Origin of the sequence: Streptomyces sp. GMY02 (assembly GCF_019056675.1) — a bacterium.
Classification (GTDB): domain Bacteria; phylum Actinomycetota; class Actinomycetes; order Streptomycetales; family Streptomycetaceae; genus Streptomyces; species Streptomyces odonnellii.
Window position 1 is genome coordinate 8,443,968 of record NZ_CP077658.1, and the last position, 23,267, is coordinate 8,467,234.

Sequence of the window (23,267 nt, forward strand, 5' to 3'; positions counted from 1 at the left end):
TGCGGGGTCGTGGGCATCGGTTCAACGTGCTGTTCCTGGAAGCGAGTTCCCGGAAGCTCTTCTTTCCGCGGCCAGCGGCGATCGTCTGTCTCCCGCTTTGCCGCTGGCTTCCCGCTTGGCACCGGTTTGCGGTCTGTTGTCGGTGTCGGCAGGTGCTGCACTTCCGTGTGCTGGCTGCTGTTTGTGGGTGGACCCGTGCCAGCGGGGCTGTCGGTGGGGAGTGGGTGGGGGATGGTCGGCGACGGCCTGTGGCCATGTGAGGGTGACGTCTCCTGTGTCGGTGAGGTAGGCGACGGCCGTTGGACCGGTCCGCGGCCCGGAAGCGCCCGCGCCGGTCGGTACTGACGCCCACCTGGTCCATACAGGTGGGGCGGTTGCTGCGCCGTCCCCGTATGCGGCCGGATCTGACGGCCCGTCGTGGCAGGTCGGGTCAGGTGTGCGTGGGCGGAGGCGCCAGTACCATGGGCCATTCCTCCCCGGACGTGAGGAGGTCGTCGAGGGAGATGTCGGGACCGGCGGTGTAGACGGCGGTCGGTCCGGCCAGGCGTGCGGACAGGGCGGGGTCGGCCGTGGTCCGGGCGGACAGGACTATCACGGCCTGCGGATCGACGGCCGACCGGCTGGGGAAGCTGGCGGGGTCCACGCTGACCTGCTGCAACGGGACGGGGTAGACGGCGATGGAGACGGTCAGCAGTCCTGCGTCGAGTGACCGTTCGGCCCAGCCGTCCGTACGGACGAGATAAAACACCTCGTCGCCCTCGTAGCAGTATGAGCCGAGTCGGGCGACGGCACGCTCTGCGGGCGTGCCGTTGGGATCGACGACGAGGACGGCGAACACTGTCTCCGGCGCGTCGGGATCGAGGCCGGAACGGACGTACAGGCGGGCGGCCATGGGACAGCGCCTCCGGAGCGGATCGGACACGGGCGGGACACCGCTACAGCATGCCCTGCGGCTCCCGCCCCGACAGCGCGAGGGGGTGCGGAGCAGACCGCTGTGCGAGGCGTGCGTGCGAGGGAAGCCGGGCGAACATGGCACACCGGCTCACAGGTCTTTTCGCGAGGCCCGAATCAATCCGCGGGTCCGCGGTTGCTCCAGGACCTGCAGCCGGCCGAGCGGCAGGTCCTCACCTTGGAACAAGGAGCGTGCTCCGGCGGCCGGCGGCTGGCAGCCCGCTCAGGCCGGTTTGATGCCCGGCTTCCGTGGTGCGCCCAACTGCTGGGCCGTGAGCTTGTCGTGTCTCGGTTTTGTGGTGGGGATCCGTACGCCCGTTTCGCGGCTACCGGCTGGGTCTCGCCGTCGACCGTGCTCAGTTTGCTGTGGCTCCTTGGTACGGGCCGGTCTGAGCTTTCCTGTTCCACCTGCTGGGCGAGGGCCGTAAGGTCGCGCTGGGAGGCCTGTTGTGTCTTGCTGGCCTCCGCCGCATGCCCGGCTGCCGGGGCGGGTGACGGCGTCTCAGCGGGCTGTACCCCGGCGGGGACAGCCGTTGCTCGTGCAGGTACACCTCCAGCGCCTGCGGGTGGATCTCCGTTCATCCAGGCGCACGGTCCGCAGCGCGATGCTCACGACATCCCCGGCCGGTTCCTTGTCCCACTGCTCGGAGTTGGTGCCGGTCACGGTTGCGTAGTGCTGCTCGCGGACAGCGAGGATCCGCTCAGCGATGAGGAGTGCAACTGCCGCACGCGGTCGGACTCGACTTGAACACGGCGTTTGTCGCGGCCGCGGCCCGCCTGGTCGTGGGACTGTCCGCCCCCGGCTGCTTCCACGCCCCGGTGTTCAACCCGAAGGTCCCCGGCTCCTGGCCGGTCGACCTGAGCGGCATCGGGCTGGGCCCGCGCCTGCCCGGCCCGTTCGCCCCGGACGGCACCCGCCCGAGAAGCCCCGGCCTGGTATCAGACGCACACCGTCGCCTGCGCCCAGGAGTTCGGCTGCGACGTCCGCCCGGTCGAGCGGCCGGGGCGTGCCTGCGCCGCGGGACCGGCGCGTACCTGGACCCTGGCACGGTCGTCTGAAGGCCGCGTACGTCGACACCCTTTCCGGCCTCGGCGTCACCAGGGATCTTTCCGGCGCGGGGTTCTTCGCCGCGGTGGAGCAGCCCAAGCGGGCCGGGCCTGGCCCTGGCCGTTGTCCTTGCCGGCATCAAGGCCACGGTCAAGGGCCATGGTCAAGGGCGGGCGTCGGCAAGCTCCGCGAGCGCCCGCAGGGCCGCCACTGCAAGGGAAGGAGGGCGGGCGGTGGCCGGCCCTGGAACGGCTGGCCTGGCGCCCTGACATCCGTGCCGCAGTCATCAGCAAGGCGCGGGTCAACATGCACCGCAAGCTCGTCAATACGGCGAGGATGAGGGGCCTGTTCCCGCTCGCCGCGCCGTCCGACTGCGCCGTCCACCCCCCACCGGACCCGAGCCCGCTGGACTTCCCGCCGTACGCGGTGTCCGGCACGCCGCAGCCGGACGGGTTCCGCCTCGGGCCCGCCCCCGGGCCCGGCGGAGCCGGAGGGCGTCCGGTCGGTGCTGTGGGCGGTCGGCCTGATGGAGAAGGGCTGCAACCCGGCCCGCTGCATCAGGGGCTGCGCGGCTGATGTCGTAACCTCACGGGCCGCGTCGTACCGATGCCGTATACGGCGTCACCGTGAGACTGGCGCGTGGGGTGCTGCTGTTCAGCGCTTCGTCTCGTACCTGGTCAGGACCACGCCGCCGGGCAGCGTCCGTGTCTCCACCAGGTTCAGGTTCACCCAGTTGTCCAGTGCGGTGAAGAACGGCGTGCCGCCTCCCACCAGGACCGGATGGGTGGCGATCGCGTACTCGTCGATCAGTCCGGCGCGCATGGCCGCTCCGGCGAGTGTTGCGCCGCCGATGTTCATCGGGCCGCCGTCCTCGGCTTTGAGCCGGGTGATCTCGGTGATCGCGTCGCCGGTGACCAGGCGGGTGTTCCAGTCGGCCTTGTCGATCGTCGAGGAGAACACCACCTTGGGCGTGTCCCGCCAGTTCCGCGCGAACTCGATCTGCGCCGGGGTGGCGCCCGGCTGCTGGTCGCCGGTGGGCCAGTAGGAGCTCATCGTCTCCCACAGCTTGCGCCCGTACAGTGACAGGCTGCTCGCCTGCTCGTGGTCGAGCCACCACTGGAACAGCTCGTCGCTCGGTGGTCCGCTCCAGCCGATGTCGTCGCCGGCCGCGGCGATGTAGCCGTCCAGGGTCAGGTTCATGCCGTAGATCAGTTTCCGCATGGCTCAGCCTTCCGTCCGTGGGTGTCCGGCGTATGGACCGGCGCGGCGCGGGAAACTCATCGGTGCGCGATCCGGGCTCGCCGGTAGTCCTCGTGCCCGGGGCTCAGCGCGGTGTACACGGCCGACTCGGGCAAGCCTCCTGATCTCGCCTTCGCCCTCGACCTCGCGAGGAATGCCGCGGATTTGGGACCGACCATGGGTGACAAGCCCGTGAGACCGCCAAGAACGCCCAGGTCACGCCAGATTGACGTGTCACGAGCGGCGAGACCCTGCACGACGCCGTCCTGGATGAAGACGAAGGGGAGTGGGCCGTGGCCGGAGAGACCGGCGACGCCATCGAGCGGGCCGGCCGGGAAGCGTTCCCCCGGGAGCCGCCGAAGCCCCTCAAGGGCCGGATCGGCTGCCTGCTCCAGCAGCTGACGTCCGCGAAGGCCGTCGCAGAGGAGCCTGGCATCACCGCCGACTCGGTCAACCGCTGCCGACGCGGCGCGCGGAAGCATCCGCCGAAGGACATCGCCGCGAAGGCTGACGCGGCTGTACGGTCAGCAGCGCGTGGCCGAGCACGGAGTTCTGGAATCCGTAATCCGCCCGGGTTCCCGGCATGCCAAGCAGTGCCTCCTGCTGGCACCCGATGGCCTCGTACCTGGGTTTTCTCCCCTAATCGGAGGGCTGCAAGGTCTGCTGGACGGTGCCTGGATCCAGTCCGGACTCTTCTTCGGAGCACTGGCTGGGCTCATCGTCTGCGGCACGCTTGTGTCTCGCGCCGGCCAGGTGCTGAACGGCGACCGCCCGGCACCCAGGAGGCGGTGATGGAACAGCCGGTGCACGCCGGACGCTTCGAGGGCGTCGACCTGGGACTGGATTTCCTGCGTTCTACTGGAGATGCGGGCATATACGAGGCGGACCTTCATTGGCACGGCCGACGCTGCGAGTTTCTGCACCGGCAGTGCCCGCTAAGCGGAGCCAGGGTGCCGGACATCGGGGGTGGCGACGCGGAGTTCGGAGCGGAGCGCAGGGACGAGCTGGAAGCGGGCGGTGTGGTACTTGAGTGCAACCTTGCCAGAGGTGGCGCGGCCGGGCGAGCCCGCCGGGGCCTGGCAGGTGGACATCAGGCAGACGTGCGACTTGACGAGCTGGTACGGGGCGTTGATCCCGCCGGGATTATGAAGCACCCCGCGCTACCGTCGCGGGCCTCACGGACTTCTCAGACCGGGCCAGCTCGCAAGATACTAAGCTCGCCGCTTTGCGTCCGCCACCCCCTCACCTCACCCGAGAACATCGTTCGGCCGCAGCCTCGGAGCAATCGCCTCACGCCTCATCAAGGTTGCTGCCGTAGGGTCCGCTACTGAAGGAGCCGAGTAACACAGTGGCTGAACCCTCTGGTCCGGGACTCATCCACGCATGCACAGGGCCCTGACGGACGTCTAAAGCGTATTGCAGAAGGTTGTGTTCAGGCAGGTCGGGGCGGGGTTTGTGACCGTTCTGGTCATGTGGCGAGGGCGAGGCTGTGCATGTTCGCGTCCGCGGTGCTGCCCGGCACCGGCCGGGCCGCGGCGATGACCAGCTTGGTATCGGCGTCGATGATGACCTGCACATTCGCCGGGAACCGGTAGTTGCGCGAGGACGCTCCGGCCTTCCGGTCGCGGACCGGGACGAGGGTGCCGTCCGCAATCCACAACCGGTCGACCACCTCGGCCGGGCGGGCGGCAGGCTCGATCGCCAACAGCGGTCGCAGCCGCTGAACGACCTGGCACACCGTCGTCGGCGAGCCCCCGAAGAGCGGAGCGAGCTGCCGCATGGTGAGGTTGGTGCGGTAGTACACGGCCACCAGCAGCACCCGGTCCGCCAGCGGCAGACACCACGGACGGCCACCGCCAGGACCGTTTCCACCGCGCTCTCGCGCGACCTTCAGCAGCCGCTCGAACTGGCACATCCGCAGACCCGTGAAAGTCTCCACCCACAACGCCTCAGCCCTCAACACCCCACGCATGCACGGAAAATGCCCGCCCCGCAGCCTTCTGCAACACGCTTTAGGTCGGCAGCCTGAAGCACACGAGCCCGACCTCTACTTGCTGTGATTACGCCCCTGGCATTCGGGCAGGCATCGTCAGCCGGGGCTGACCATGCCACGCAGCGCTTCGGGGAGCGGTACAGCGCCCAGTTGGCTCCGTTCTGGATGACCACGACGCTGTTCTGGACGCTGGCGTTGGTGACGGGCAGACACTTGCTGCTGCTCACAGCGCTGACGCCTCGTCGTCCAGGTGCCTGGACTGGCGGAAACCCTCGCACGCGCCCCGACTACCTGAGGGGCTTCGGTGTGCTGCTGACATACGTCGATGAGAGTCACACCAAGTGATCTGTACGTCCTCGGTGCCGTGCTATGCCCTGAAGCCGAGACGATATCTCTCACAGAGGCCCTCGAATATCACAGGTCGGCGCGGAAGCCAGTGATCTGCACAGACCAGCCTGTATGCTCGGTGCAAAGCAGTACTTACCCCCCTTGGCGAGTGCTGGGGCAGGAAATCGAGGCGTCAACCGGGCCCGCCTCTTCCATGTCATCGACCGCTATGTTCGTGTTGGCGATCACACTTTACGATGTCCCTGCATTCCGGGAGAAAGCCGAAGCAGAGTTCGTCTGCAGGGGGCTGGGCGACGGACTGCTCTCCGTCTCTCCGCGGCACCCGATCGCGGCCTCCGACAAGGTCGCCGCACAGTGCGGGGACGACCCCGTAGTGGCGCTCCGGGCGTACGATCCGGTGGTTTTCCAGCCTGTGGTCGACGGCGACGTGCTGCCCATGGATCCGCTCTCCGCTCTGGCTTCCGGCGTCTCCCGCGATGTGGACCTGCTGGTGTGCCACACCCTGGAGGAGCACTGGTTCCTGCACGAGACCGGAGGAGTAAGGGAAGTCACTTCGGAGCCGGAACTCGTCGATTTCGCCAAGGCCCTCCGTCTCCCGGCCGGCTTGGTCGCCGGGTACCGTGCGCTGCTGCCCGACGCCCCGGTGTTTGAGCGATACCTCGCGCTGTTCGGCGACGCACAGTTCGGCGAGTACAGCAGCCGGCTTGCCGAGCACCACGCGGGGGCCGGCGGCCGGACGTTTCTTTCCCGCTTCGCCCGCAGGCGCCACAATCCGAACGGCGAGGCCCGGCCCTGGCACACCGCCGACATTCCGTTCGCCTTCGGCAACCTGGCCCCGGACGGTGCCGCCCTCCGCATCGGCGGCACCCCTGACGAACAGGACCGAGTCCTGTCCCGCCGCATGCTCCGCGCATGGGCCGACTTCGCCGCCCACGGCGACACAGGCTGGCCTCCGGTCACCGCCGATGCCACCACCGTGAAGGTCTGGGCAGTTCCGGAGGATCAGGCGGCCGATGACAGCCGCTCCGACGTACGCGTGCTGTGGCGGGGCGTCCCGTTCTTTCTTCTGAGACGGTGAAGGGCCGATGGCGCACCCTTGGCGCCCAAGTCTGCGGTGAAGGGGCCGCCGAAGAGGCGCCTTCGCCCCTTCGTCGGCCCCGCACACGCGCCGGAACGGTGTCGGGACACGGGGACGCGGTCAGCGGGGGAGAGGGCGGAGTACCGCGCCCAGCAGCCGTTCGACCGGGAAGTAGCCCATCTGGCGGGAGTCGTGGCTGGCCGCGCGGTTGTCCCCGAAGAGGACGACGCGGCCGGTGGGGACGTGCGGGACCCGCTCGTCCGCGACGCCCATCTCATACGGCACCGGATCGCCGGGAACCGCAGCCACGCGTTTGATCAGCCACTCCCGCGCGGAGACCGCGGTGGGGTCGGCTCCGGTGGACACGGGCGGCGCGGTCCAGCCGATCCCGGCGGCCGGCCGTTCCATCACCACGACCTGTCCCGGCTCCGGCGGCGCTCCTCGGCGCACCAGCACACGATCGCCGTCGTGGTAGGCCGGTTCCATGCTGTTGCCGTGGACGGTGACCACGACCAGGGTGCGGGCCAGTTTCCCGGTGACGGCCAGGGTGAGGCCGAGCGTCGCGGCGAGCCCCCCGCAGAGGAGAGCTGGGGACGGGCTCCCGGTGGACAGGAGCGCCGCGGCGCCGCCGGAGAGGAGACTCACTCCGTGACGTGCGGCGGAGCGGACGGGCAGACTCACGGTCGTCCTCCGGCGGGGGCGGGGATGGCGGGCCCGGTCCGATAGCCGGAGGCCTGCAGGGTGAACAGCCGCGCGTAGGCGCCGCCGGCGGCCATCAGAGCGTCGTGGTCGCCCTGTTCGACGACACGTCCGTCCGCGAGAACCACGATCAGGTCGGCCTCCCGCACGGCGCCCAGCCGATGGGAGATCAGAAGGCTGGTGTGACCCTCGCGGTGCTTGCGCAGGGACCGGTGGATCTCGTGCTCCGCCTCGGCGTCGAGCCCGGACGACGGCTCGTCGAGGATCATCAGATCGCGCCGGTCGCGCAGGAGGGCACGTGCCAGCGCCAGCCTCTGCCACTGGCCGCCCGAGAGTTCGACCCCGGTCGCGGAATCGGCCGCGTCGGCCTCGGCGAAGAACAGGCGCGTCAGCAGGGTGTCATAGCCGCAGGGCAGTCCGGCCAGCACATCGTGGATGCCCGCGGTCCGGGCCGCGGTCAGGATGCGCCCGCGGTCGTCGAAGGCGCTCAGATCGCCCAAGCCGATGTTGTCGGCGGCGCTCATGTCGTACTGCATGTAGTCCTGGAACACCGCGCCGATCCGCCGGCGCAGAAGTGCCGGATCCACGTCGCGGATGTCGACGCCGTCCCACAGGATCTGTCCGCGCGTGGGGTCGTAGAACCGGCACAGCAGTTTGACCAGTGTGGACTTGCCGGCGCCGTTGAGGCCGACGAGGGCGAGCGAGGTGTTCCGCGGGATACGGACGGTGACACCGCGCAGCACCCACGGATGGTCGTCGGAGTAGCGGAACCACACGTCGCGCAGCTCGATGCCCTCGCGCAGCGCGGGGAGTGGTACGGGCCGGTCGGGCACCGGAAGGTCGGGGGCGGCCGTGGTCACCGCAAGGTGGTGGTCGAAGAGCAGCAGTGACTGGTGCGTCCTCGCCACCTCGCCGGCGAGCGTGGCCAGCGAGCCCTGGATGCCGGCGACGGCGGCGGTGAACATGGCGACGGATCCGACCGAGAGTGATCCGCGTGCGGCGGCGGCCACCGCCCACAGCAGGCCGGCGCCGGCCACGGACGCCGCGAGGAGCCCCAGCAGTGACTGCGTGGTTGCCTCGCGGCGCTCCACGGTGCGTCGTGCGGCGTTCGCGCGGCGGCGCTCCGCCATCATCCGGCCACGCAGAAAGCCGCCGGTGCCGAAGAGCCGTACCTCTTTGGCGGCCTCCACACTGGCGAGGAGATGGCTGTAGAAGAACTCCCTGCGTTCGACGGGCCCGATGTCCCACAGCATCCGGGCGCGGCGCCGCGACAGCGCGATCTCGGCGGCCAGCGTGGGAAGCCCCGCCGTCAGGACCAGTGCGGCCATCAAAGGACCCAGTAGGAAGAGCGATCCGAGGAATCCCAGTACGGTGATCCCCGCCTGGAGACCCCCGATGGCGCCGTCGACGGCACGGCAGGGGGCCGTACCACCGACCTGGTGCGCCAGTCGGAGCCGGTCGAGGAAACGGGGGTCCTCGAACGGGGCGAGGCCGGTGAACCGTTCGACCGCGCGGAACAGACGGTCCTGGGTGAGCAGCCCCACCTCGCGCTCCAGTGCGGCTCGCAGACACTGATTCAGGTGGGGTGCGGTTGCGGCGACCGCGCCCAGCAGTGCCAGCCCGGCGGCGGCCGCCGTATGGCCCGACGGCTCGCCGGCGATGAGCCCGTCCACCAGGGTTTTGGTGAGCCAGGCAGCGCCCACCGGCAGCACACCGGTGACAAGCGCCAGGGTGACGTATCCCAGCAGTGCCATGGGCGCCGCCATCGCGGTGAGGGAGAGGGCCGCCACGGCGTGGCGCGCGGTGACGGCCGAGGCCGTTTCCCCTTCTCCCGCGGCCGGTCCGTCGGAGACGGCGCGCGCGGGCCGGTTCCCCCTCACCGGCCTCACCGAGCCGGAATGGGGGCGGCGACCGCCGCGGACCGCTCCAGCGCCGCGGCGTTGTCCGTCACCACCAGCGTTCCGTCGTCCGCGGGGGCGACCTTGAGCAGTGTCGGATACATGTCGGCCTTGAACGCGGTGCCCATCGCGCCGCCCGGGCGTTCCACGACGACCCGCGCCACCGGGGCGAGACGGGAGGCGAAGTCGTTCGCCTGGGCGGGCTCGCCGACCACGACGGCCACCGGGCTCTGTTCGCCGGCCACCGGTGTCCTGGCGTACCGCAGGAAGTCGGGCAGCTTCTCGTTGCAGGGCTTGCAGGTGGGCGAGAAGAAGGCCACCAGGGTCTCACCGGCGAAGTCCTGTGGGCCGAGCGGCGAACCGCCGACGGTGGTCGCGGCGAATTCTCCGACGCGTTCCCCGACCGTCACGGCAGGTTCCGGCGGAGGAGCGGTCAGCAGTTCGGTGTGCTCACGCAGCCTTTTGATGACGCCGACGGTGAGGACCAGATCAAGGACGCAGAGCGCCCCCACGAGCACCACGAGTGCTACGAGGAGAGGCATGGGGACTCCTTAACGTTCGGAAGGGATGCAGGGGCGGCCGGTTCAGGTCCGACCGGGCGACCGACGGGACGGGCGGGGCGGTGTCACCGGCCGGAAGAGTTCCGCGACGGTGTCCCAGGCCGTCACCAAGCCCGCGAGGGCGAGTCCCATGAGGCACGCGGCGACGGCCCCGAGCGGTTCGACGACGGCGGGACGTACGGTGGCGACGGTCCAGGCCCCCGTCAGCGAGGCCGTCAGGAGCACCCCGTTGCGGACGGCGTGCGGGGTCCCCATCGGCGTGGCGGAGGCCCCGAAGCACCGGCACGGCGTGGCCAGCCCGCGCCGGACGGACATCACGATGCCGACGGTGAAGGCGGTCAGCAGTCCCGAGGCCAGTGCCAGCGCGCCCACGACCGCCGGAGCGGGCGACGGTGTGAGGAGCAGTGCCGCCACGGTGAACTCGGCGAGCAGCACCCCGACGGCCACCGGGCGGGCCGGCAGCGGACCGAGGGGCACAGGCATGGCGCGCACGGCGCCGACAAATTCTCCGAAGGCCCGTCGGCCCGTCGATTTCCCGAGCGACGAGGCCAGGAACACCGTGCCGATGAGGCACCGGACCCCGATTTCCACGTACGTCACCACAACTCCACAGCGGTCGGCCGGAAACGATGCCGCCACGGTGCCGAGCGGGCCACACGGGCATGGCCGGCACCGCAGCGGCCGCACAGCGGGGTCACGCGCACTTCAGCGCGGGTGCCCTGGCAGTGGTGTGGATCAGCACTGGACCTGCGTGCAGGCGGCCCCGTCGCAGCAGTACGCGTAGCAGGGCCGGTAGTCGCACTGCCAGCAGGTGGGGAAGTACTTCCAGCTACACGCCTGTGCCGCGGCCGCCGCGCTCACCTTCGGCACGAAGCGCTCGAGCAGGCTGCTCCCCAGCGCTTCCAGCTTCTGATACATCTTCTGACTCCTTTTCCTTGACCGTGATCGCACCAGGACGGTGTACGGAATCGGCGGTCACCGGTGTTCGTGCACGGCGGTTGCCGATCCGGCCGTGCCCCTTGAACCGGACCCCGTGACTGACCAGCGGTCCGGCACCGAAGGGCACCGCGATCACCACTGTGCGAGCCGGACCTTGCAGGAACCTTCGGGAAACCTTGAACCGGCTGGCCAGAGCCGCTACATGAGACCAGTGACCCACGAGGGCCGCGGCGTTGCCGTGACGCCCCTGGCGGGTGGGCCACCCGCGTGAGAAGAGCCCGATGCCTTCCGGAATCGGGCGCTCTGCCCCGCCGACAGGGTGGTTGCGCACCACAGGCGTACCGGATACCCGGTCACGGGTGACGAGAGCGGAGGAGCCGCCGCCGTCCAGGTCGACACCGTCGTCGGCACCCGCATCGTCGAACACACCGGCGCGTTCCCACGTCACGTCCGCCAGTAGGGGCACCGGCCCGCCGACCGATGAACACCGCCTGCCATCACCGGGGGCGCCGGAGGAGCCACTGACACGGGCGCGGTGGGCGAGCCCGTACGGACGACACCAGCCGCGAGACGTTACAGCCGTGCTGTCGAAGGACCCATCGCGGTGGCATGGAGCACCGCGGGCGCGGGGCTGGATCGACGAGCAGCGGAGGCTGCTCGGGCAGGTGCTGGAGGAATGGCCGAGCGAGGTGCTGAACTCCTCACCGGGTGTCTATGAGTGGCGTCGCTGAACTGCGGTCAGGCGGCGCCAGCAGCTGAGCACACATCCGAGGGTGAGGAAGGCTTGGTGGTTGTTGTCGTGGATCTCCCAGCGGGTGCGCAGGCGGCGCAACCGGTGTAGATGGGGTGAAGGCGCGCTCGACAACTCAGCGTTGGGCGTTGGGTCCGGAGCCGTGTTCGGCGTGAGTGTTGGTGAGAAGTAAGAGCACCCGAGTGGCGGGGAGCTCGATCGTGCGTGCGGAGCCAGCCTCATTCGTGGCAGGATGACGGCATGTTTATCAGAAAGGGCGATGCCGCGTAGGCGCCCGAAGGCCGTCCGTGCTGGGCGGTGGCGGCCTCGCAGACACGTTGCAGTTCGGCGGATCCGGGGCGTTTCCGCGAAGACTCGTGCAACTGTTCGCCGCGTCGAGGATGAGCGGATGTGGCCTGGTGCAGTTGCTGACGCGCTCGCCCGTTTCGAGTGGGCGTTCAGGCAACCCGGCCGTTACCTGAAGGCATCCCAGGTCTGGCAGCCCGGACTGGAGGTGGAGTATGCCCGCGATGATCTGGAAGAGGTCATGCTTCACCTCCCTCGCGGTGCCCGGCGCGATCTCGGCCGGCTGGTTGCTCGTTTCGACGATGAGTTCGAGCGTCGCACTCTGCCCAATCCTGGGCCGGTGAACGCCTTCACGGTGGGCGGCTGGTGGTGGTCAAGGCTTCGTGAGCACTGAGGATGCTCACGAAGCCTCGTGCGCCCCGGGTCGGGGTGCCGGTAAGAACGCTGTCACCAGCCGCAAACGGCAGTGATCTTGCGGGGTGCCACCCCGTGGGTGAGTCCGGGGCCGTACGGCTGCGGTGGGTGAAGCTCTGCGAGGACGATCGGCGATCGTGGCCCGTACTCCGTTGGACCTGAACGAACTCGTCGAGCTCTGGACGCTGTTGAAGGACGAGCAGGCGCTCGTGTCCGGCAGGCGCGGGGCGACGCGACTGGGCTCGGACCGGGCGATCCATTGTGAAGAACGCGTGAACCTGTGCCGGTACAGCACTGCGGGCGGACCGTGTCAGCGTCTCGCGCGGCGCGACACCGGCACATGGTGCTGCCGTCCGCAATCTGGCGCGGCAGGGCTCCACGCCGCCCTTGTGCGGTACGCCCGGGTTGTCGAGACTGTGGGGGAGAGGTGTTCGAGGAGGGGCGGTCGATACGCGGGCCTGTCGCACGGGAGAGCCACGACCGCGACGACGAGCACGCTGCCCACCCTCGGGCGCTCCCGCAGCCGGGGGCGGAGAACGCGCTGTCTGGCTCCAGCGGCTGGTGGGCAACACCGGCGTCGCGGCGATGGTCGGCGGATCGCACGGGCGGCCGGGCGAGCGCGGTGTGTTGCATCGTGGGGCGGACGAGGACGCGGCGGAGGCGGCGGGGCAGCCGACATCGCAGCGACCTGAGACACCACAGCTAGCGCCCATGAACTCCAGGGCCAGCCGGTCGTGCAGTGCGGCGGGAGTCGCCGCAGGGTTGGTGGCCTGTCGCTCGCGAGAACTTCACCCGGCGGACGCACTCGCTGAACGTGCCGAGGGAGCCTGGTAAGCGACCAGCCCCGCCACTGGGCCGTCTGAACCGAAGACATCCCCGCGGAGACCGTCCTCGACATGCCCCTGGATCTCAGGAAGGCGACGGTCAACTACCCGCGTGCGCTGGCGATCGAGGTAGGCGACGCCGTCGACCTCGGCCGTCAGCCGCCGGGCCGTCTTGTGGACGACCTGGGCATGCGTTACAGCCTCCAGATCGAGCGCGAGCCCGTCCAACTGGAATACCTCGTGCTGCCCGAGGCCCGCGAGATCAGGGTCGCGGTCATCATCTGGTACCCGTAACCCGGGGCGTCCACCGGGCGAAGACCTCGTTCTCCCCGGGGCGGCCCGCGGCGGTCCAGTGGGCGACCGTCGACCTAGAGCGTGGTGATCTCGTCGTCTGACGCGGCAGGGATCGAAGCCGTCGCGGGCTGCTGTGTAGACGCTGTAATGAGATAGTGAGATGAGGACATCCGTTGGAAGACACCGCCTTTCTGCTCGCGGAGCACATCAACCGCCTCACCGGCGACCCCGACTTCGCCACTCGCCTGATCACCGAAGCCTTGTCCAGGTCGGACGAAGACAGTCGAGTAGCGCGGGCAGGCCCTCCTGGTGCAGAGCCAAGAACGCATGCAAGGGATTCTTCAGGACGCATCCGGCATCGCGGCCAGCACTTCCCGGTCCCCGTGCCGGCGCCGACCGCCTCCCTGCGGACGCGTCGGCGCCTCCGGCGCCACCCGCTGGAACAAATCCCACAGCTCATCCGGCACCAGCCGCTCAACGATCCCCACACCTGAAGCTTACCGAACAGCCCAAATGAGATGGCTTCTTAAGCCTGTAATTTCCGGCGCATGACACTAGTGTGATGCGCCAGAAATGACGAGACTGAGTCTTTTCAGGTTTTGGTGGTCGGCGGGTTGATTTTGGTGAGGTAGTCGGCGAGGGAGTTGAGGATCTCGTCGGCGGTCTTGGTCCAGGTGAAAGGCCTGGGGTTCTTGTTCCATCCGTCGATCCAGGCCCTGATGTCTTGCTCCAGGGCCTTGACGGATGTGTGCATCCCGCGGCGGATGAGCTTGTCCGTCAGCAGGTCGAACCACCGCTCGACCTGGTTTATCCAGGAGGAGCCGGTGGGGTGAAGTGGACGTGGAAGCGTGGGTGTTTTCCGAGCCACGTCTTGATCTCGGCGGTGTTGTGGGTGGCGTAATTGTCACAGACCAGGTGGACGTCGAGGCTGGCGGGCACGGCCTTGTCGATCGTGACCAGGAACTTCTTGAACTCGATGGCCCGGTGACGGCGGTGTAGTTCCGATATGACGGTGCCGTCGGCGACGTTGAAGGCGGCGAACAGGCTGGTGATGCCGTGCCGGTAGTAGTCGTGGGTGCGCCGCTCGGGCATGCCCGGCATCATCGGCAGCACTGGCTGGGACCGGTCCAGCGCCTGGATCTGGCTCTTCTCGTCCACGCACAGCACCACTGCTTTCTCGGGCGGGTGATGGTGCCACTTGCGCACCGTTTCCGTAGACACCCCGAAGTCGGCCGCTACACCGGTATTTGACGTTCCCCTCGCACAGGCCAGAATGATCCGGGCCCTCTCCGCCACACGGGCCGACACTGCGCCACCCGCCCAACGCGTCAACTCCGACCGCTCCTCGGCAGACAGTACGACTTCGACAGCACGAGGACCCCGAGACACCACGAAAACAGCCTACAGACTTAGTCTCGTCATTTCTGGCGCATCACACTAGAGGAAGTCCACGGGACGGATCTGGAGTTTCTCCGCTATACGGGTCAGCGCCTTCTGGTCGGCCACGCTGAGCCGGTCGAGGAGCATGCCACGTACGGCACGGAGATGGGTGGGTGCCGCGCGACGCACGACGGAGAATCCTTCCTCGGTGAGCGTCGCGAGAATGTAACGGCCGTTGCCGGGGTCGGGGAAACGCTCCACCCAGGCCCGCCGCTCGAAGCGTTTCATCACGTTGGACAGCCGGGACGGAGAGCCGCCGGCGAGATATGCGAGGTCACCCATCCGCAGCCGCCGCTGCGGGGCCTCGGACATGTGGCTGAGCACGAGGTACTCGAACAGCGTGATGCCATGCTCCCGGCGCAGTGGTGACTCCAGCCTGCCCGGCAGCAGCATGGCCAGCGAGAGCACGCCGGTCCACGCCTCCTTCTCAGCTTGGTCGAGCCACCGGAGACCGTCGCCCTCGACGTGAGCGTCCTCGCTGTCCGCTCCTTTGTCGGCTGCCATCCCCACCTCACGTTCACGTAGCGCTCCCCATGGTACTTCAACGTTGAACCCATGTAGCCTTACTACAAGGTTGAACTCAATCATGAAATTACTGTGCGAGAGGAATCCGTCACCATGAGCAATGCAACCTTCCATGTCACTCCGGGATACGGCGAGATCCTGCTCAAGGCGCTCGGCTACAGCCAGGCCGTCCGTGTCGACCAGCGCGTCGAAACGTCCGGGCAGGGCGGCTGGGACGACGACCTCAACATCCCCGACAGCATTGAGGAGGAGATCGTCCGTGCCTTCGAAAACGTCGAGCGGACGCTCGCGACCTGCGGAGCCACCTGGAAGGACGTCATCCACGTCAACTCGTACCACAAGGTGCCCCAGGGCCAGGACGTCATCGGGCAGGACCACAACGACGTGATGGCCGAACAGTTCCGCGCGTGCCTGGGCGGTCGAGCCCCCGTCTGGACCCAGACGGGCGTGACCGTCCTCGGGCTGCCCGCCATGCGGATTGAGATCCGCGTCACCGCAGTCATCAATGACGAGCACTGATTCACCGGGTGCCGGATCCTGTCCGGCGTGAATTCGGGCCACCGCCGGCCGGAACCCGCGTACTTTGGCCGCTCCTCCAGCTACTCCCCCGGCGGCGCGGAACAGGATCCGCCGAAGCCTCTCGTGTCGCCGCCGAAACGCTTTTCGTGACGGCGGCCTGGCGGCGACGGAACGATGATCGGTGAAAAGGCGACGGCAGTTCGAGGAAGTCGGTGCGAATCCGGCGCGGTCCCGCCACTGTGATCGGCGAGCGAGTTCCGGCAGGTCGCCGTCCGAGAGAGGCAGGAAGGCCAGGACGAGCAATGCCCCCGAGAGCCAGGAGACTCACGCGGTCGCCTCCTCATGGGACACCGGGGCGGATTTCCCCCGGAGAGGGGTGGTTGAGCGTGCCCGAGAAGTCTGCGGAAGAGGCGTCCGGCGACGAGGCGGTCGGACTGCGGGCCGGTCTGGTGCCATTGGGCCTTCCAGATTATCGAGGCCTACAACCACACCTACTACCGGCCCTTACTGGCGGCGTGATGGGCGGTGTGAGTGGACGCATCGTCAAGTATGTGTGCGCTGTGGGTCAACGACAGGGCGGCGAGGTCCGATCACCCTGGAGGGGCAAGCGACCGCACAGTCAAGTACGGGGAGAGAGGAACGTTATGCGACGCATCATGGGGGTGGCTCTCGGCGCTGTCGCGCTGGGAGTGATGAGTGTGATGGGGACGGCGCCGTCGGCCTTGGCGGCTGGGCCGAGCACCGGGTCCGCTGCTGTCGGGACGGCTGCGGTGGAGGGGCGGTTCTGGATCTACGAATGGCCCAACTACACGGGCAACGAGAAGTCCTACAACGGCAATGACCGGTACTTCGCGAACGACGAGTGGGACGGAACCAGCGTCTCGGTCGACAACTTGAGCTCGTCGGCGAAGAACCTCACCAACCGGTGGGCCTACCTCTATCAGTTCGGCAACAGCAGCGGCGGGAGTTGCAGCGGCGACTACGTCAAGTTCCCGCCGGGGAGCCAGGCGCCCGACCTGGGGCAGCTCAACGGCGGCACCTTCGACTTCAACAACAAGGCCAGCTGCATCATATTCATCTGACGGCCGATGGGGCGGTGCCAACGCGCATACAAGGCACCGCCCCACCTGCTGCGCCCCGATGAAGGACAAGGACACCGTGCCGATGCCGCGCCGCCTCATCACCCTTGTCGTCGTGACCGTCGCCCTCGGACTGTCGCTCGTCACCGCGATCACTGTCCCCCGGGCCACATCCGAAACACCGCGGGCCGAGCCCGCCGCGCCTGCTACCACAGGGCGGGCGAGTGCCATTCTCCTGCCCTTCGACGCCTATCAGTTCTCGCCGTCCGATACCGACACCATCGAGGCCGCTGAGGACGTGCTGATCCGTGCCTGCATGCGCGAGCAGCGCCTGGACTGGCACATGCTGCCGCCCCCGCGGTCCGCCGGAGAAACGGAATCGTTGAACATACGCCGGTACGGACTGACCGGACCCGAAACTGCGGCCCGCTACGGCTATCACCTGCCGCCGCCCACCAGGGCTGAAGCCGACCGCGAGGCGGTGTGGGATGCCCGTGACAGGCTGCCGTCCCGGGAGAAGCTGGTGGCCTTCGGGGAGAACGGCGTTACCGGCGGCTGCTGGGGACAAGCACACGCCCGCCTTCTCCGCGACGTTCCGCGTGACAGGACCTCCCTGCTCGGCCGGTACACAGTGGAAGCCTTCGACGCCGCCCGCCGTACACCGGAGGTGAAGGCGGAGACCCGCGAGTGGAGTCGCTGCATGAAACGGGCGGGCTTCAACTACGCGGATCCGTTTGAGGCCTTCGGCGACCCCGCGTGGGGGAAGACCGCGCGCCCTTCGGCCCGGGAACTGACTGCAGCGAGGACCGACGTGCGCTGCAAGGAAGAGACGAACCTCCTGCGGATCTGGGTCCGTACCGACGAGCGTGTCCAGCGCGACGCCATCAGAGAACATCACGACGACTTTCAGGAATTCGCGGCCACCAAAGAAAGCTGGCTGAACGCCGCGCACCGAACTCTGCGGGAAGGATACCGGGCTTACCGGACCTTGGCTCGGTAAGCCCCAGCACAATTGACTCCTACTGACCTGCGAATGGGGAGACAGTCCTGACCGCCAGTCGAACTCAACGAGCAGAGTCGACGTTGATGATGCCCGACCGGTGCTTCTGAGAAGCGGTGGAGACTGCCGTCATGGCCAAAGACGAGACTCCCCGAACCAATACCCGTCCTCCTGGTGACTTCGTTGATCACTAACAACAGCGTTTCTCAACGGGTTCCGGATTCAGTTGGTGAACCCGGTCCACGAGTGTCGACCAGAAACGACGGCATTGCCGACATTGGCACACCGCGGCGACCGAGCTGGCTGGACCGGAAGTACCTGACGGAAGCACCGTGAATGCGATGATGGTGCCGTTGAAGGTAAGGCGGTCGGCGATAGCTGGCCGACGTCAGCCCGACGACAGTGACCCTTTCCTGCGACGGCGTATCGAAGATGTCAGTCAGCCGGTCACCGTTTTTCGGTTCTGCGCAGACAAGGACGTTGAGCTTATCTTCGGCTAATCTTGGAGGCCTGAAGTGACCCATCGTTGAGGGGCGGCCCGTGGTTACGGAACAGCCTGCGATGATTCACTGAAGGCGAGCCGATGCGTCCTTAATATTCAATTCACGCAGGGCAGCACTGAAGCTATTTCTCCATTTTATAATGCCCATATGTGGGCGCGCCGGCCGGTCCCGAGTTGCCGGTTCCAGGACGCCCGCTCACACTTACAGTACATGTTTACTTGGATAACACCAGGCCGTTTCCTGGGTTGCGGTTTCCGGAGTAGCGCGCAAGACGGTGGAGATCGATTCCTCGTACGTGTCACTGATCTCCCACCCTCATCGGCCGTCACGGATCTCATCGTGACTGCCGGCCAACGGCTCCACCGTTCATCAGTAGGCGAGCAGGCGGGGGAGTGCGTCGTCCGCGACATCTCTGAGGTCTGGGACGACAAGCGGCGGCTGGCTGCGGGGCGGGTTCACCAAATGCTGAGATCGCGAAGCTGTCGGCGTACGCCATCGAGGCCGGCCCGACCAGTCTGCTGACCATTGGACGGCCGCCAAAATAAAAGCGTGAGGCCGAGGCGGAACAAATCGACACCAGCAACCCGAAGGGAAGCGGACAATATGGCGAATGCGGCGCTCAAAAAGGTTCTCATCACAGGAGCGGGTACCGGCTTCGGATATGAAGCCGCGATGCGTTTGGCGGAAAAGGGATTCGACGTAATCGCCACGGTGGAGATCTACGGCCAGGTCCAGACCCTGAAGCGCCAGGCCGCCGAGCGAGGGGTGAGCCTGGAGGTCGAAAAGCTCGATGTGACCAACGACGGTGATCGTCGCAAAGCCCTCAACTGGGGTGTGGAGATCCTCGTGAACAACGCGGGGGTCGGCGAAGGCGGCTCAACAGTAGACATTCCCGTACCGAACATCCGGCACCAGTTCGAGGTCAACGTCACCGGACCGCTGCTCCTCACCCAGGGGATCGCCAAGCAGATGGTCGAGCGTGGCGCAGGAAGAATCGTCTGGGTCTCATCCCGAGAAGGCCTGAACGTCAACCCCTTCACCGGCATCTACTCCGCTTCCAAGCACGCAGTCGAGGCGATCGCCGAAACCATGGCCTACGAACTGCAGGAGCACAACATCGAAGTCGCCACGGTCAACCCCGGACCATTTCTGACCGGCTTCAACGACCGGATGTTCCAGACCTGGGAGAGCTGGGAGGACGACCCGTCTCAACGGCTTTTTGACTACTCCAAGCTCGCCTTCCCACGAGCGCAGTTCGATCCTGAAGCGGTCTATGCGACGTTGACGTCCGTCGCCGCCGGCGAGGTCAACAGTTTCCGAAATCTGGAGCCCAAGTCGATGATCGAAGAAACCAAGCAGCTTCAGCAGGTTCCCTGGGAGCGCAAGGTCACGGACGGTCTCGGCACCCGGCAGCAGGCCATCCAGCACTCCTACGAGATGCGGCCCGAGACTCCCGTCGCCGGCTGACGGGCTTCCCAGCCCAAAGCGCGTTGCCCCGCTTCGGCCGGCTCAAGCCGCCGACCCCGGTGAACAGGCGGCTCCTGTCGGGATGGGTCAGCAGAAGACGGGCTCCGTCCAGACGGGCCTGCTCCCCGCGTACGCGGGGATGGGTCCTGGTTTTCCAAACCGGCGAAGCGCCGAACAGATGGGACAGCCCGCGGCCACCAGCACCCGGCACGCAATCGTGTCATGTCGTCAACCCGGGCCGGGGGCAAGTTGCTCCCCTCGTCAGGAACAGCGTGCCGTGCAGGCGGTGGACCGCATGAGCCTGACCTCCGGACTCCACTGCCCCCGCACCCCGCTGCGCCGCTTCCTGGACCGTGAACTGTCCGCCGGGCCCGGCCGCTGCGCGAGAACACCCTGCGCCACCTGGTCGGCATCGACGTGAACATGGCCTTCGCGGCCGGCGCCAACGGCCTGAACGTCGGCCTGGGCGTGCCCACCCACGACACGAACCCGGTCGTCGACCCCAAGCTACCCGGCTCCTGGCTGGTCGACCTCAGCCACGTCGACCTGTCGAAGGTGAAGATCGGCAAGGACAAGTGGGTGGAGCTGGACAGCCGCCTGTTGCCCTCCCCGTTCACGCCGAAGGGCGAGCGGCCCGAGGGCCCGGCCTGGTACGCGACGCCGACCGCGGCGTACGCGGTGGAGCTGGGCTACGAGGAGCGACCGAGGCATGGGTGTGCCGCGAAAACGGCCGCTACCTGGACGGCTGGTACAACCTGCTGCGCGACGCCTACCTCGCCACGATGGCCGACCTCGGCGTCGACGCCGACCTGTCGCCGGAGGACTTCCTGGCCGCGATGGACGGCTGCAAGGGCCGCGACCCGGAGCTGGCGCTCGTCGTCTCGGCGGTCAAGGCGACGGTGAAGGGCGGCCTGGGCAAGCTCCGCGAGCGCCCGCGCGGGGAGGGCTGGCGGCCGGGCGAGCCGTGGCGCGCGCTGTCCCGCCCGACGTGGCGGCCGGACATCCGGGCGACGGTCATCTCCCGCACCCGGATCAACCTGCACCGCTAGATCGTCAAGCATGCGGCGTTCACCGGGCAGTACCCGGTCGCGATCCTGTCCGACTGTGTCGTCTACGCCGCGAACGGACCGAGCCCGCCGGACTTCCTCCCGTACCGGGAGGGAAAGCCGCTGCCCGGCGGCTTCAAGCTCGGGGTTAACCCGGGCCTGGTGAAGCACGAGGGCACCCAGTCCGTGCTGTGGGGCGAGGAGGTCCGGGAGCGGTTCAACGCCCCTGAGCTCAACCTCGCCCGGTACATCAAGGACGGCACCGTCGCCGACGTCGACAACGGAGAGTAGGAGAGGGCCACGATGAGCCTGTTCGGGGACGGCCTGGACGCCGCCGTGCAGAAGGCGTTCATGCGCCCGGCGCCCAAGAACGCGGGCCCGCAGATGCGGTACCTGGTCAAGCAGATGGGCGGCACCAAGCCGGTTGCCCAGATGCTACGAGTCTCCCAGCGCACCGTGGAGCGGTACGTGAAAGACCAGATCAAGAAACCCCGCCCGGACCTCGCCGCGCGCCTGGAGCGCGAGGTGAAGAAGCGCTGGCAGCCCCAGATCAGGGCCAAGGCCAGGGCGAAGGCGGCAAGCACGCACGGCATCGTCATCGACGCTCGCGCCCGCATGGGTTACACCACGCCAATCGGGTCGACCGACCAGGACCGCATCCGGCACCTGACCGTCGCCCTGCCGCCCCATTTCACCGCCCGCCTCCAGGAGATCGCCGCCGAAGCCCTCAAGGAGGTGTGCTTCCAGGACGGCGGCCGCCGCGCCGGCTCCCTGGAAGAGGTCCGGTTCACGGACATCGAGCACCTCGAGTACGAGCTGTAGCAGCCGCGCTCTGAACAGCCAGCGGACCACTGGTCCGGGGCTCGCTCGCGTATCCATACGGTGCAATCTCGCCAGCTCTACATGCCGGAAGTTGGAACGGCGCGAAGAAGGCTGGCAGCGATACCGATCAAGGCTTCTGCCTCCCCGGGGGTGTATGAGAAGTCTTTCGTCACCTCGTCGGCGTGCTCGGCACCAGATGCCTGGTCGAACGCTGCCTTGTAGATCGCCCGCCATCGCTGCGCCTGGCTGCGTTGGTGGAGGTCGTCGTTCTTGCTGATCTGAGGCCAGTCGGCTACGGCAAGGATGCGCTCCATTGCCTGGCGGGCGCTGCCGATCGCTTTGTCGGGCTCGCCGTCGTGCAGTAGTCGCCGGGCGTTGCGCAGGTACGCCGCCGCGTCGCGGCGTGCCCCGTTGGGGGCGGAGAGAGGGATGGAGAGCGCGAAGCCGAAGGAAGTGCCGAGCCGCTCCAGTTCGTCTTGCCACACGCTGGCTGGCACCTGGATCTGCTCGCGGCTCTCAGCGGAGAGGAGGTTGAACTGGAAGAATCCGCTGATGTGCAGTTCTAGGAGGAGATCCTGCCCGGCCCGGTGTTCCTCAAGGCCCAGCAGTTGCTGATTGGTGAGCGGGAAAGCGAGACGGAGGCTGGTGTGGTTGTGATTGGTCAGCCTGACTCGCGTGAGCTTGGCTGTGGTGATCCACCGCCAGTTCGGAGGAGCGATGTAGACCTCGGCCTCTACCTCGCACAGCAAGTTGTGTTCCAAACCAGAGGGCAGCAATTCGGCCGCGAAGACCATCGCGGTTTTCGGCGCGGGTAGCGGCATGGGGAAGGCGGTGGCCCGCCGCTTCGGACAGGAGGGTTACCGGATCGCGCCGGTCGCCCGCCGTCGCGAGCCCCTGAACGAACTTGTCAATGCACTCGCAGCCGAAGGAATCGAGGCTGCCGGGTTCACTGCGGACTTGTCCCACACTGACGGAATCCCTGGGCTCGTCACGGAGATCCGGAAGCGGTTCGGACGCGTCGACGTGGTCAACTACGCCCCGTTCAGCCCGGCATCTCTTACCACTGCGGCCGATCTCGACGCTGCCGAGCTCCAGAAGTGGGTGAATCTGTACCTGCTGACCCCCGTCGAATTGGTGCACCACGTGCTGCCGGAGATGCTGGAGCGCGGAGACGGCGGAATCCTGTTCGTCTACGGTTCTTCGGTCATGTTCCCCGCAGGGGGTGTTTCCGGGCCTGTTCCGCTGATGGCGGCCGCGCGCAACTACATCCTCACCCTTCACGAGGAGCTGGCAGTGCGAGGTGTCTACGCGGGAGGTCTGGCGGTGCGAGCCTTGATCGATCAAAGCCAGGCTTCCCAGGCGGTGAAGGCCGGAGAAATGAAACTGAACATGGAACTCCCTGTGGTGGAGCCCCATGAGCTCGCCGATCTGGAATGGGAACTGATGCGAGCCCGGAACCAGGCCGACGTCCTTTACCCCGCCAGTTGAACCGTGTCCTGCACGGCGAGGGGGCGGAACCTGGCCCGGCCGCGCCCGGCCGATCTG

At 67.7% G+C, this 23,267-nt stretch carries 21 protein-coding genes, 7 pseudogenes and 1 riboswitch; of the genes and pseudogenes, 14 read left to right on the forward strand and 14 right to left on the reverse strand.

Translation table 11 applies throughout. The features are described from left to right. Positions 1–430 precede the first annotated feature (430 nt). Entirely contained in the window at positions 431–892 is a 462-nt protein-coding gene (locus tag KQY30_RS35610; RefSeq protein WP_217310591.1) for a hypothetical protein, read from the reverse strand. Between the two features lie 759 nt (positions 893–1,651). Between KQY30_RS35610 and KQY30_RS36985 the strand changes: the two are divergent. Continuing rightward, positions 1,652–2,564, forward strand: a pseudogene (locus KQY30_RS36985) (transcriptional regulator); the annotation flags it as partial. An 89-nt stretch (positions 2,565–2,653) separates the two neighbouring features. Here the strand turns inward: KQY30_RS36985 and KQY30_RS35615 are convergent. After that, positions 2,654–3,220: a dihydrofolate reductase family protein gene (locus tag KQY30_RS35615; protein WP_217310592.1), complete on the reverse strand. Its 567-nt coding sequence runs from the start codon at positions 3,218–3,220 to the stop codon at positions 2,654–2,656. Positions 3,221–3,531: 311 nt separating this feature from the next. Between KQY30_RS35615 and KQY30_RS36990 the strand changes: the two are divergent. After that, positions 3,532–3,765 (forward strand): annotated as a pseudogene (locus KQY30_RS36990) (XRE family transcriptional regulator); the annotation flags it as partial. Between the two features lie 408 nt (positions 3,766–4,173). On the opposite strand, the gene KQY30_RS36995 reads toward KQY30_RS36990, so the two are convergent. Beyond that, positions 4,174–4,392: a hypothetical protein gene (locus KQY30_RS36995; RefSeq protein WP_254407753.1), complete on the reverse strand. Its 219-nt coding sequence runs from the start codon at positions 4,390–4,392 to the stop codon at positions 4,174–4,176. A gap of 341 nt (positions 4,393–4,733) precedes the next feature. Further along, a pseudogene (locus KQY30_RS35625) lies at positions 4,734–5,210 on the reverse strand (transposase family protein); the annotation flags it as partial. 517 nt (positions 5,211–5,727) lie between these two features. Here KQY30_RS35625 and KQY30_RS35630 point away from each other — a divergent pair. Next, entirely contained in the window at positions 5,728–6,657 is a 930-nt protein-coding gene (locus KQY30_RS35630) for a carboxylesterase family protein (RefSeq protein WP_254407485.1), read from the forward strand. A gap of 120 nt (positions 6,658–6,777) precedes the next feature. On the opposite strand, the gene KQY30_RS35635 is transcribed toward KQY30_RS35630, so the two are convergent. The 6 genes and pseudogenes from KQY30_RS35635 to KQY30_RS37000 form a co-directional block, all read right to left on the reverse strand. Continuing rightward, entirely contained in the window at positions 6,778–7,338 is a 561-nt protein-coding gene (locus KQY30_RS35635; protein ID WP_254407486.1) for a S26 family signal peptidase, read from the reverse strand. Beyond that, positions 7,335–9,236 (reverse strand): ABC transporter ATP-binding protein, encoded by a 1,902-nt coding sequence (locus tag KQY30_RS35640; protein ID WP_367997472.1) that lies wholly within the window; start codon positions 9,234–9,236, stop codon positions 7,335–7,337. The genes KQY30_RS35635 and KQY30_RS35640 overlap by 4 nt, the downstream gene beginning before the upstream one ends. A 5-nt stretch (positions 9,237–9,241) precedes the next feature. After that, a complete protein-coding gene (locus KQY30_RS35645; protein ID WP_217310594.1) occupies positions 9,242–9,796 on the reverse strand; it encodes a hypothetical protein in 555 nt (184 codons plus the stop codon). 42 nt (positions 9,797–9,838) lie between these two features. Next, complete coding sequence (locus KQY30_RS35650) at positions 9,839–10,414, reverse strand: MauE/DoxX family redox-associated membrane protein (RefSeq protein WP_217310595.1); 576 nt, start codon at positions 10,412–10,414, stop codon at positions 9,839–9,841. Between the two features lie 135 nt (positions 10,415–10,549). Then, positions 10,550–10,732, reverse strand: coding sequence for a hypothetical protein (locus KQY30_RS35655; RefSeq protein WP_217310596.1), 183 nt, complete (start codon positions 10,730–10,732; stop codon positions 10,550–10,552). Positions 10,733–11,018: 286 nt separating this feature from the next. Next, positions 11,019–11,171: pseudogene (locus tag KQY30_RS37000) on the reverse strand (phosphodiester glycosidase family protein); the annotation flags it as partial. A 163-nt stretch (positions 11,172–11,334) separates the two neighbouring features. Between KQY30_RS37000 and KQY30_RS35665 the strand changes: the two are divergent. From KQY30_RS35665 to KQY30_RS35675, 3 genes are all read left to right on the forward strand, one after another. Beyond that, the gene (locus KQY30_RS35665; RefSeq protein ID WP_217310597.1) at positions 11,335–11,484 is read left to right on the forward strand and encodes a hypothetical protein; all 150 of its coding nucleotides are present in this window, start codon (positions 11,335–11,337) and stop codon (positions 11,482–11,484) included. A gap of 408 nt (positions 11,485–11,892) precedes the next feature. Next, positions 11,893–12,183: a hypothetical protein gene (locus tag KQY30_RS35670; protein WP_217310598.1), complete on the forward strand. Its 291-nt coding sequence runs from the start codon at positions 11,893–11,895 to the stop codon at positions 12,181–12,183. A gap of 916 nt (positions 12,184–13,099) precedes the next feature. Then, positions 13,100–13,321 (forward strand): hypothetical protein, encoded by a 222-nt coding sequence (locus KQY30_RS35675; protein WP_217310599.1) that lies wholly within the window; start codon positions 13,100–13,102, stop codon positions 13,319–13,321. Positions 13,322–13,680: 359 nt separating this feature from the next. On the opposite strand, the pseudogene KQY30_RS35680 reads toward KQY30_RS35675, so the two are convergent. The 3 genes and pseudogenes from KQY30_RS35680 to KQY30_RS35690 form a co-directional block, all read right to left on the reverse strand. After that, a pseudogene (locus KQY30_RS35680) lies at positions 13,681–13,809 on the reverse strand (IS5/IS1182 family transposase); the annotation flags it as partial. 104 nt (positions 13,810–13,913) lie between these two features. Then, a pseudogene (locus KQY30_RS35685) lies at positions 13,914–14,713 on the reverse strand (IS630 family transposase). Positions 14,714–14,758: 45 nt separating this feature from the next. Continuing rightward, positions 14,759–15,265: a MarR family winged helix-turn-helix transcriptional regulator gene (locus KQY30_RS35690; RefSeq protein ID WP_217310600.1), complete on the reverse strand. Its 507-nt coding sequence runs from the start codon at positions 15,263–15,265 to the stop codon at positions 14,759–14,761. 114 nt (positions 15,266–15,379) lie between these two features. On the opposite strand from KQY30_RS35690, the gene KQY30_RS35695 reads away from it, so the two are divergent. From KQY30_RS35695 to KQY30_RS35720, 7 genes and pseudogenes are all read left to right on the forward strand, one after another. Further along, complete coding sequence (locus tag KQY30_RS35695; RefSeq protein ID WP_217310601.1) at positions 15,380–15,805, forward strand: Rid family hydrolase; 426 nt, start codon at positions 15,380–15,382, stop codon at positions 15,803–15,805. 202 nt (positions 15,806–16,007) lie between these two features. Continuing rightward, positions 16,008–16,131: riboswitch (cobalamin riboswitch) on the forward strand. A 318-nt stretch (positions 16,132–16,449) separates the two neighbouring features. Then, positions 16,450–16,887 carry a peptidase inhibitor family I36 protein gene (locus tag KQY30_RS35700; protein ID WP_217310602.1) on the forward strand — a complete coding sequence of 146 codons (438 nt, stop codon included), beginning with the start codon at positions 16,450–16,452 and terminating at the stop codon, positions 16,885–16,887. A 58-nt stretch (positions 16,888–16,945) separates the two neighbouring features. Next, a complete protein-coding gene (locus tag KQY30_RS35705; protein WP_217310603.1) occupies positions 16,946–17,884 on the forward strand; it encodes a hypothetical protein in 939 nt (312 codons plus the stop codon). Positions 17,885–18,990: 1,106 nt separating this feature from the next. Continuing rightward, complete coding sequence (locus KQY30_RS35710) at positions 18,991–19,854, forward strand: SDR family oxidoreductase (RefSeq protein WP_217310604.1); 864 nt, start codon at positions 18,991–18,993, stop codon at positions 19,852–19,854. 295 nt (positions 19,855–20,149) lie between these two features. Further along, on the forward strand, positions 20,150–20,275 hold the full coding sequence (locus KQY30_RS37265) for a hypothetical protein (RefSeq protein WP_302185353.1): 126 nt from the start codon (positions 20,150–20,152) through the stop codon (positions 20,273–20,275). Beyond that, positions 20,224–21,191 (forward strand): annotated as a pseudogene (locus tag KQY30_RS35715) (transcriptional regulator); the annotation flags it as partial. The gene KQY30_RS37265 and the pseudogene KQY30_RS35715, both read left to right, overlap by 52 nt. Positions 21,192–21,203: 12 nt before the next feature. After that, positions 21,204–21,722, forward strand: a complete 519-nt coding sequence (locus KQY30_RS35720; protein ID WP_217310605.1) for an XRE family transcriptional regulator — start codon at positions 21,204–21,206, stop codon at positions 21,720–21,722. A 77-nt stretch (positions 21,723–21,799) separates the two neighbouring features. On the opposite strand, the gene KQY30_RS35725 is transcribed toward KQY30_RS35720, so the two are convergent. Beyond that, positions 21,800–22,543, reverse strand: a complete 744-nt coding sequence (locus KQY30_RS35725; protein ID WP_217310606.1) for a hypothetical protein — start codon at positions 22,541–22,543, stop codon at positions 21,800–21,802. On the opposite strand from KQY30_RS35725, the gene KQY30_RS35730 reads away from it, so the two are divergent. Beyond that, positions 22,542–23,210 (forward strand): SDR family oxidoreductase, encoded by a 669-nt coding sequence (locus KQY30_RS35730; protein ID WP_217310607.1) that lies wholly within the window; start codon positions 22,542–22,544, stop codon positions 23,208–23,210. The genes KQY30_RS35725 and KQY30_RS35730 overlap by 2 nt on opposite strands. The last annotated feature ends 57 nt before the right edge of the window (positions 23,211–23,267 follow it).

Excerpts from the sequence above, each read along its gene's own strand:
- KQY30_RS35610 (WP_217310591.1), bottom strand. The coding sequence starts at position 892 with ATGGCCGCCCGCCTGTACGTCCGTTCCGGCCTCGATCCCGACGCGCCG.
- KQY30_RS35615 (WP_217310592.1), bottom strand. The coding sequence starts at position 3,220 with ATGCGGAAACTGATCTACGGCATGAACCTGACCCTGGACGGCTACATC.
- KQY30_RS35645 (WP_217310594.1), bottom strand. The coding sequence starts at position 9,796 with ATGCCTCTCCTCGTAGCACTCGTGGTGCTCGTGGGGGCGCTCTGCGTC.
- KQY30_RS35655 (WP_217310596.1), bottom strand. The coding sequence starts at position 10,732 with ATGTATCAGAAGCTGGAAGCGCTGGGGAGCAGCCTGCTCGAGCGCTTC.
- KQY30_RS35670 (WP_217310598.1), top strand. The coding sequence starts at position 11,893 with ATGTGGCCTGGTGCAGTTGCTGACGCGCTCGCCCGTTTCGAGTGGGCG.
- KQY30_RS35675 (WP_217310599.1), top strand. The coding sequence starts at position 13,100 with ATGCCCCTGGATCTCAGGAAGGCGACGGTCAACTACCCGCGTGCGCTG.
- KQY30_RS35690 (WP_217310600.1), bottom strand. The coding sequence starts at position 15,265 with ATGGCAGCCGACAAAGGAGCGGACAGCGAGGACGCTCACGTCGAGGGC.
- KQY30_RS35695 (WP_217310601.1), top strand. The coding sequence starts at position 15,380 with ATGAGCAATGCAACCTTCCATGTCACTCCGGGATACGGCGAGATCCTG.
- KQY30_RS35700 (WP_217310602.1), top strand. The coding sequence starts at position 16,450 with ATGCGACGCATCATGGGGGTGGCTCTCGGCGCTGTCGCGCTGGGAGTG.
- KQY30_RS35705 (WP_217310603.1), top strand. The coding sequence starts at position 16,946 with ATGAAGGACAAGGACACCGTGCCGATGCCGCGCCGCCTCATCACCCTT.
- KQY30_RS35710 (WP_217310604.1), top strand. The coding sequence starts at position 18,991 with ATGGCGAATGCGGCGCTCAAAAAGGTTCTCATCACAGGAGCGGGTACC.
- KQY30_RS37265 (WP_302185353.1), top strand. The coding sequence starts at position 20,150 with ATGAGCCTGACCTCCGGACTCCACTGCCCCCGCACCCCGCTGCGCCGC.
- KQY30_RS35720 (WP_217310605.1), top strand. The coding sequence starts at position 21,204 with ATGAGCCTGTTCGGGGACGGCCTGGACGCCGCCGTGCAGAAGGCGTTC.
- KQY30_RS35730 (WP_217310607.1), top strand. The coding sequence starts at position 22,542 with ATGGGGAAGGCGGTGGCCCGCCGCTTCGGACAGGAGGGTTACCGGATC.
- KQY30_RS35725 (WP_217310606.1), bottom strand. The coding sequence starts at position 22,543 with ATGCCGCTACCCGCGCCGAAAACCGCGATGGTCTTCGCGGCCGAATTG.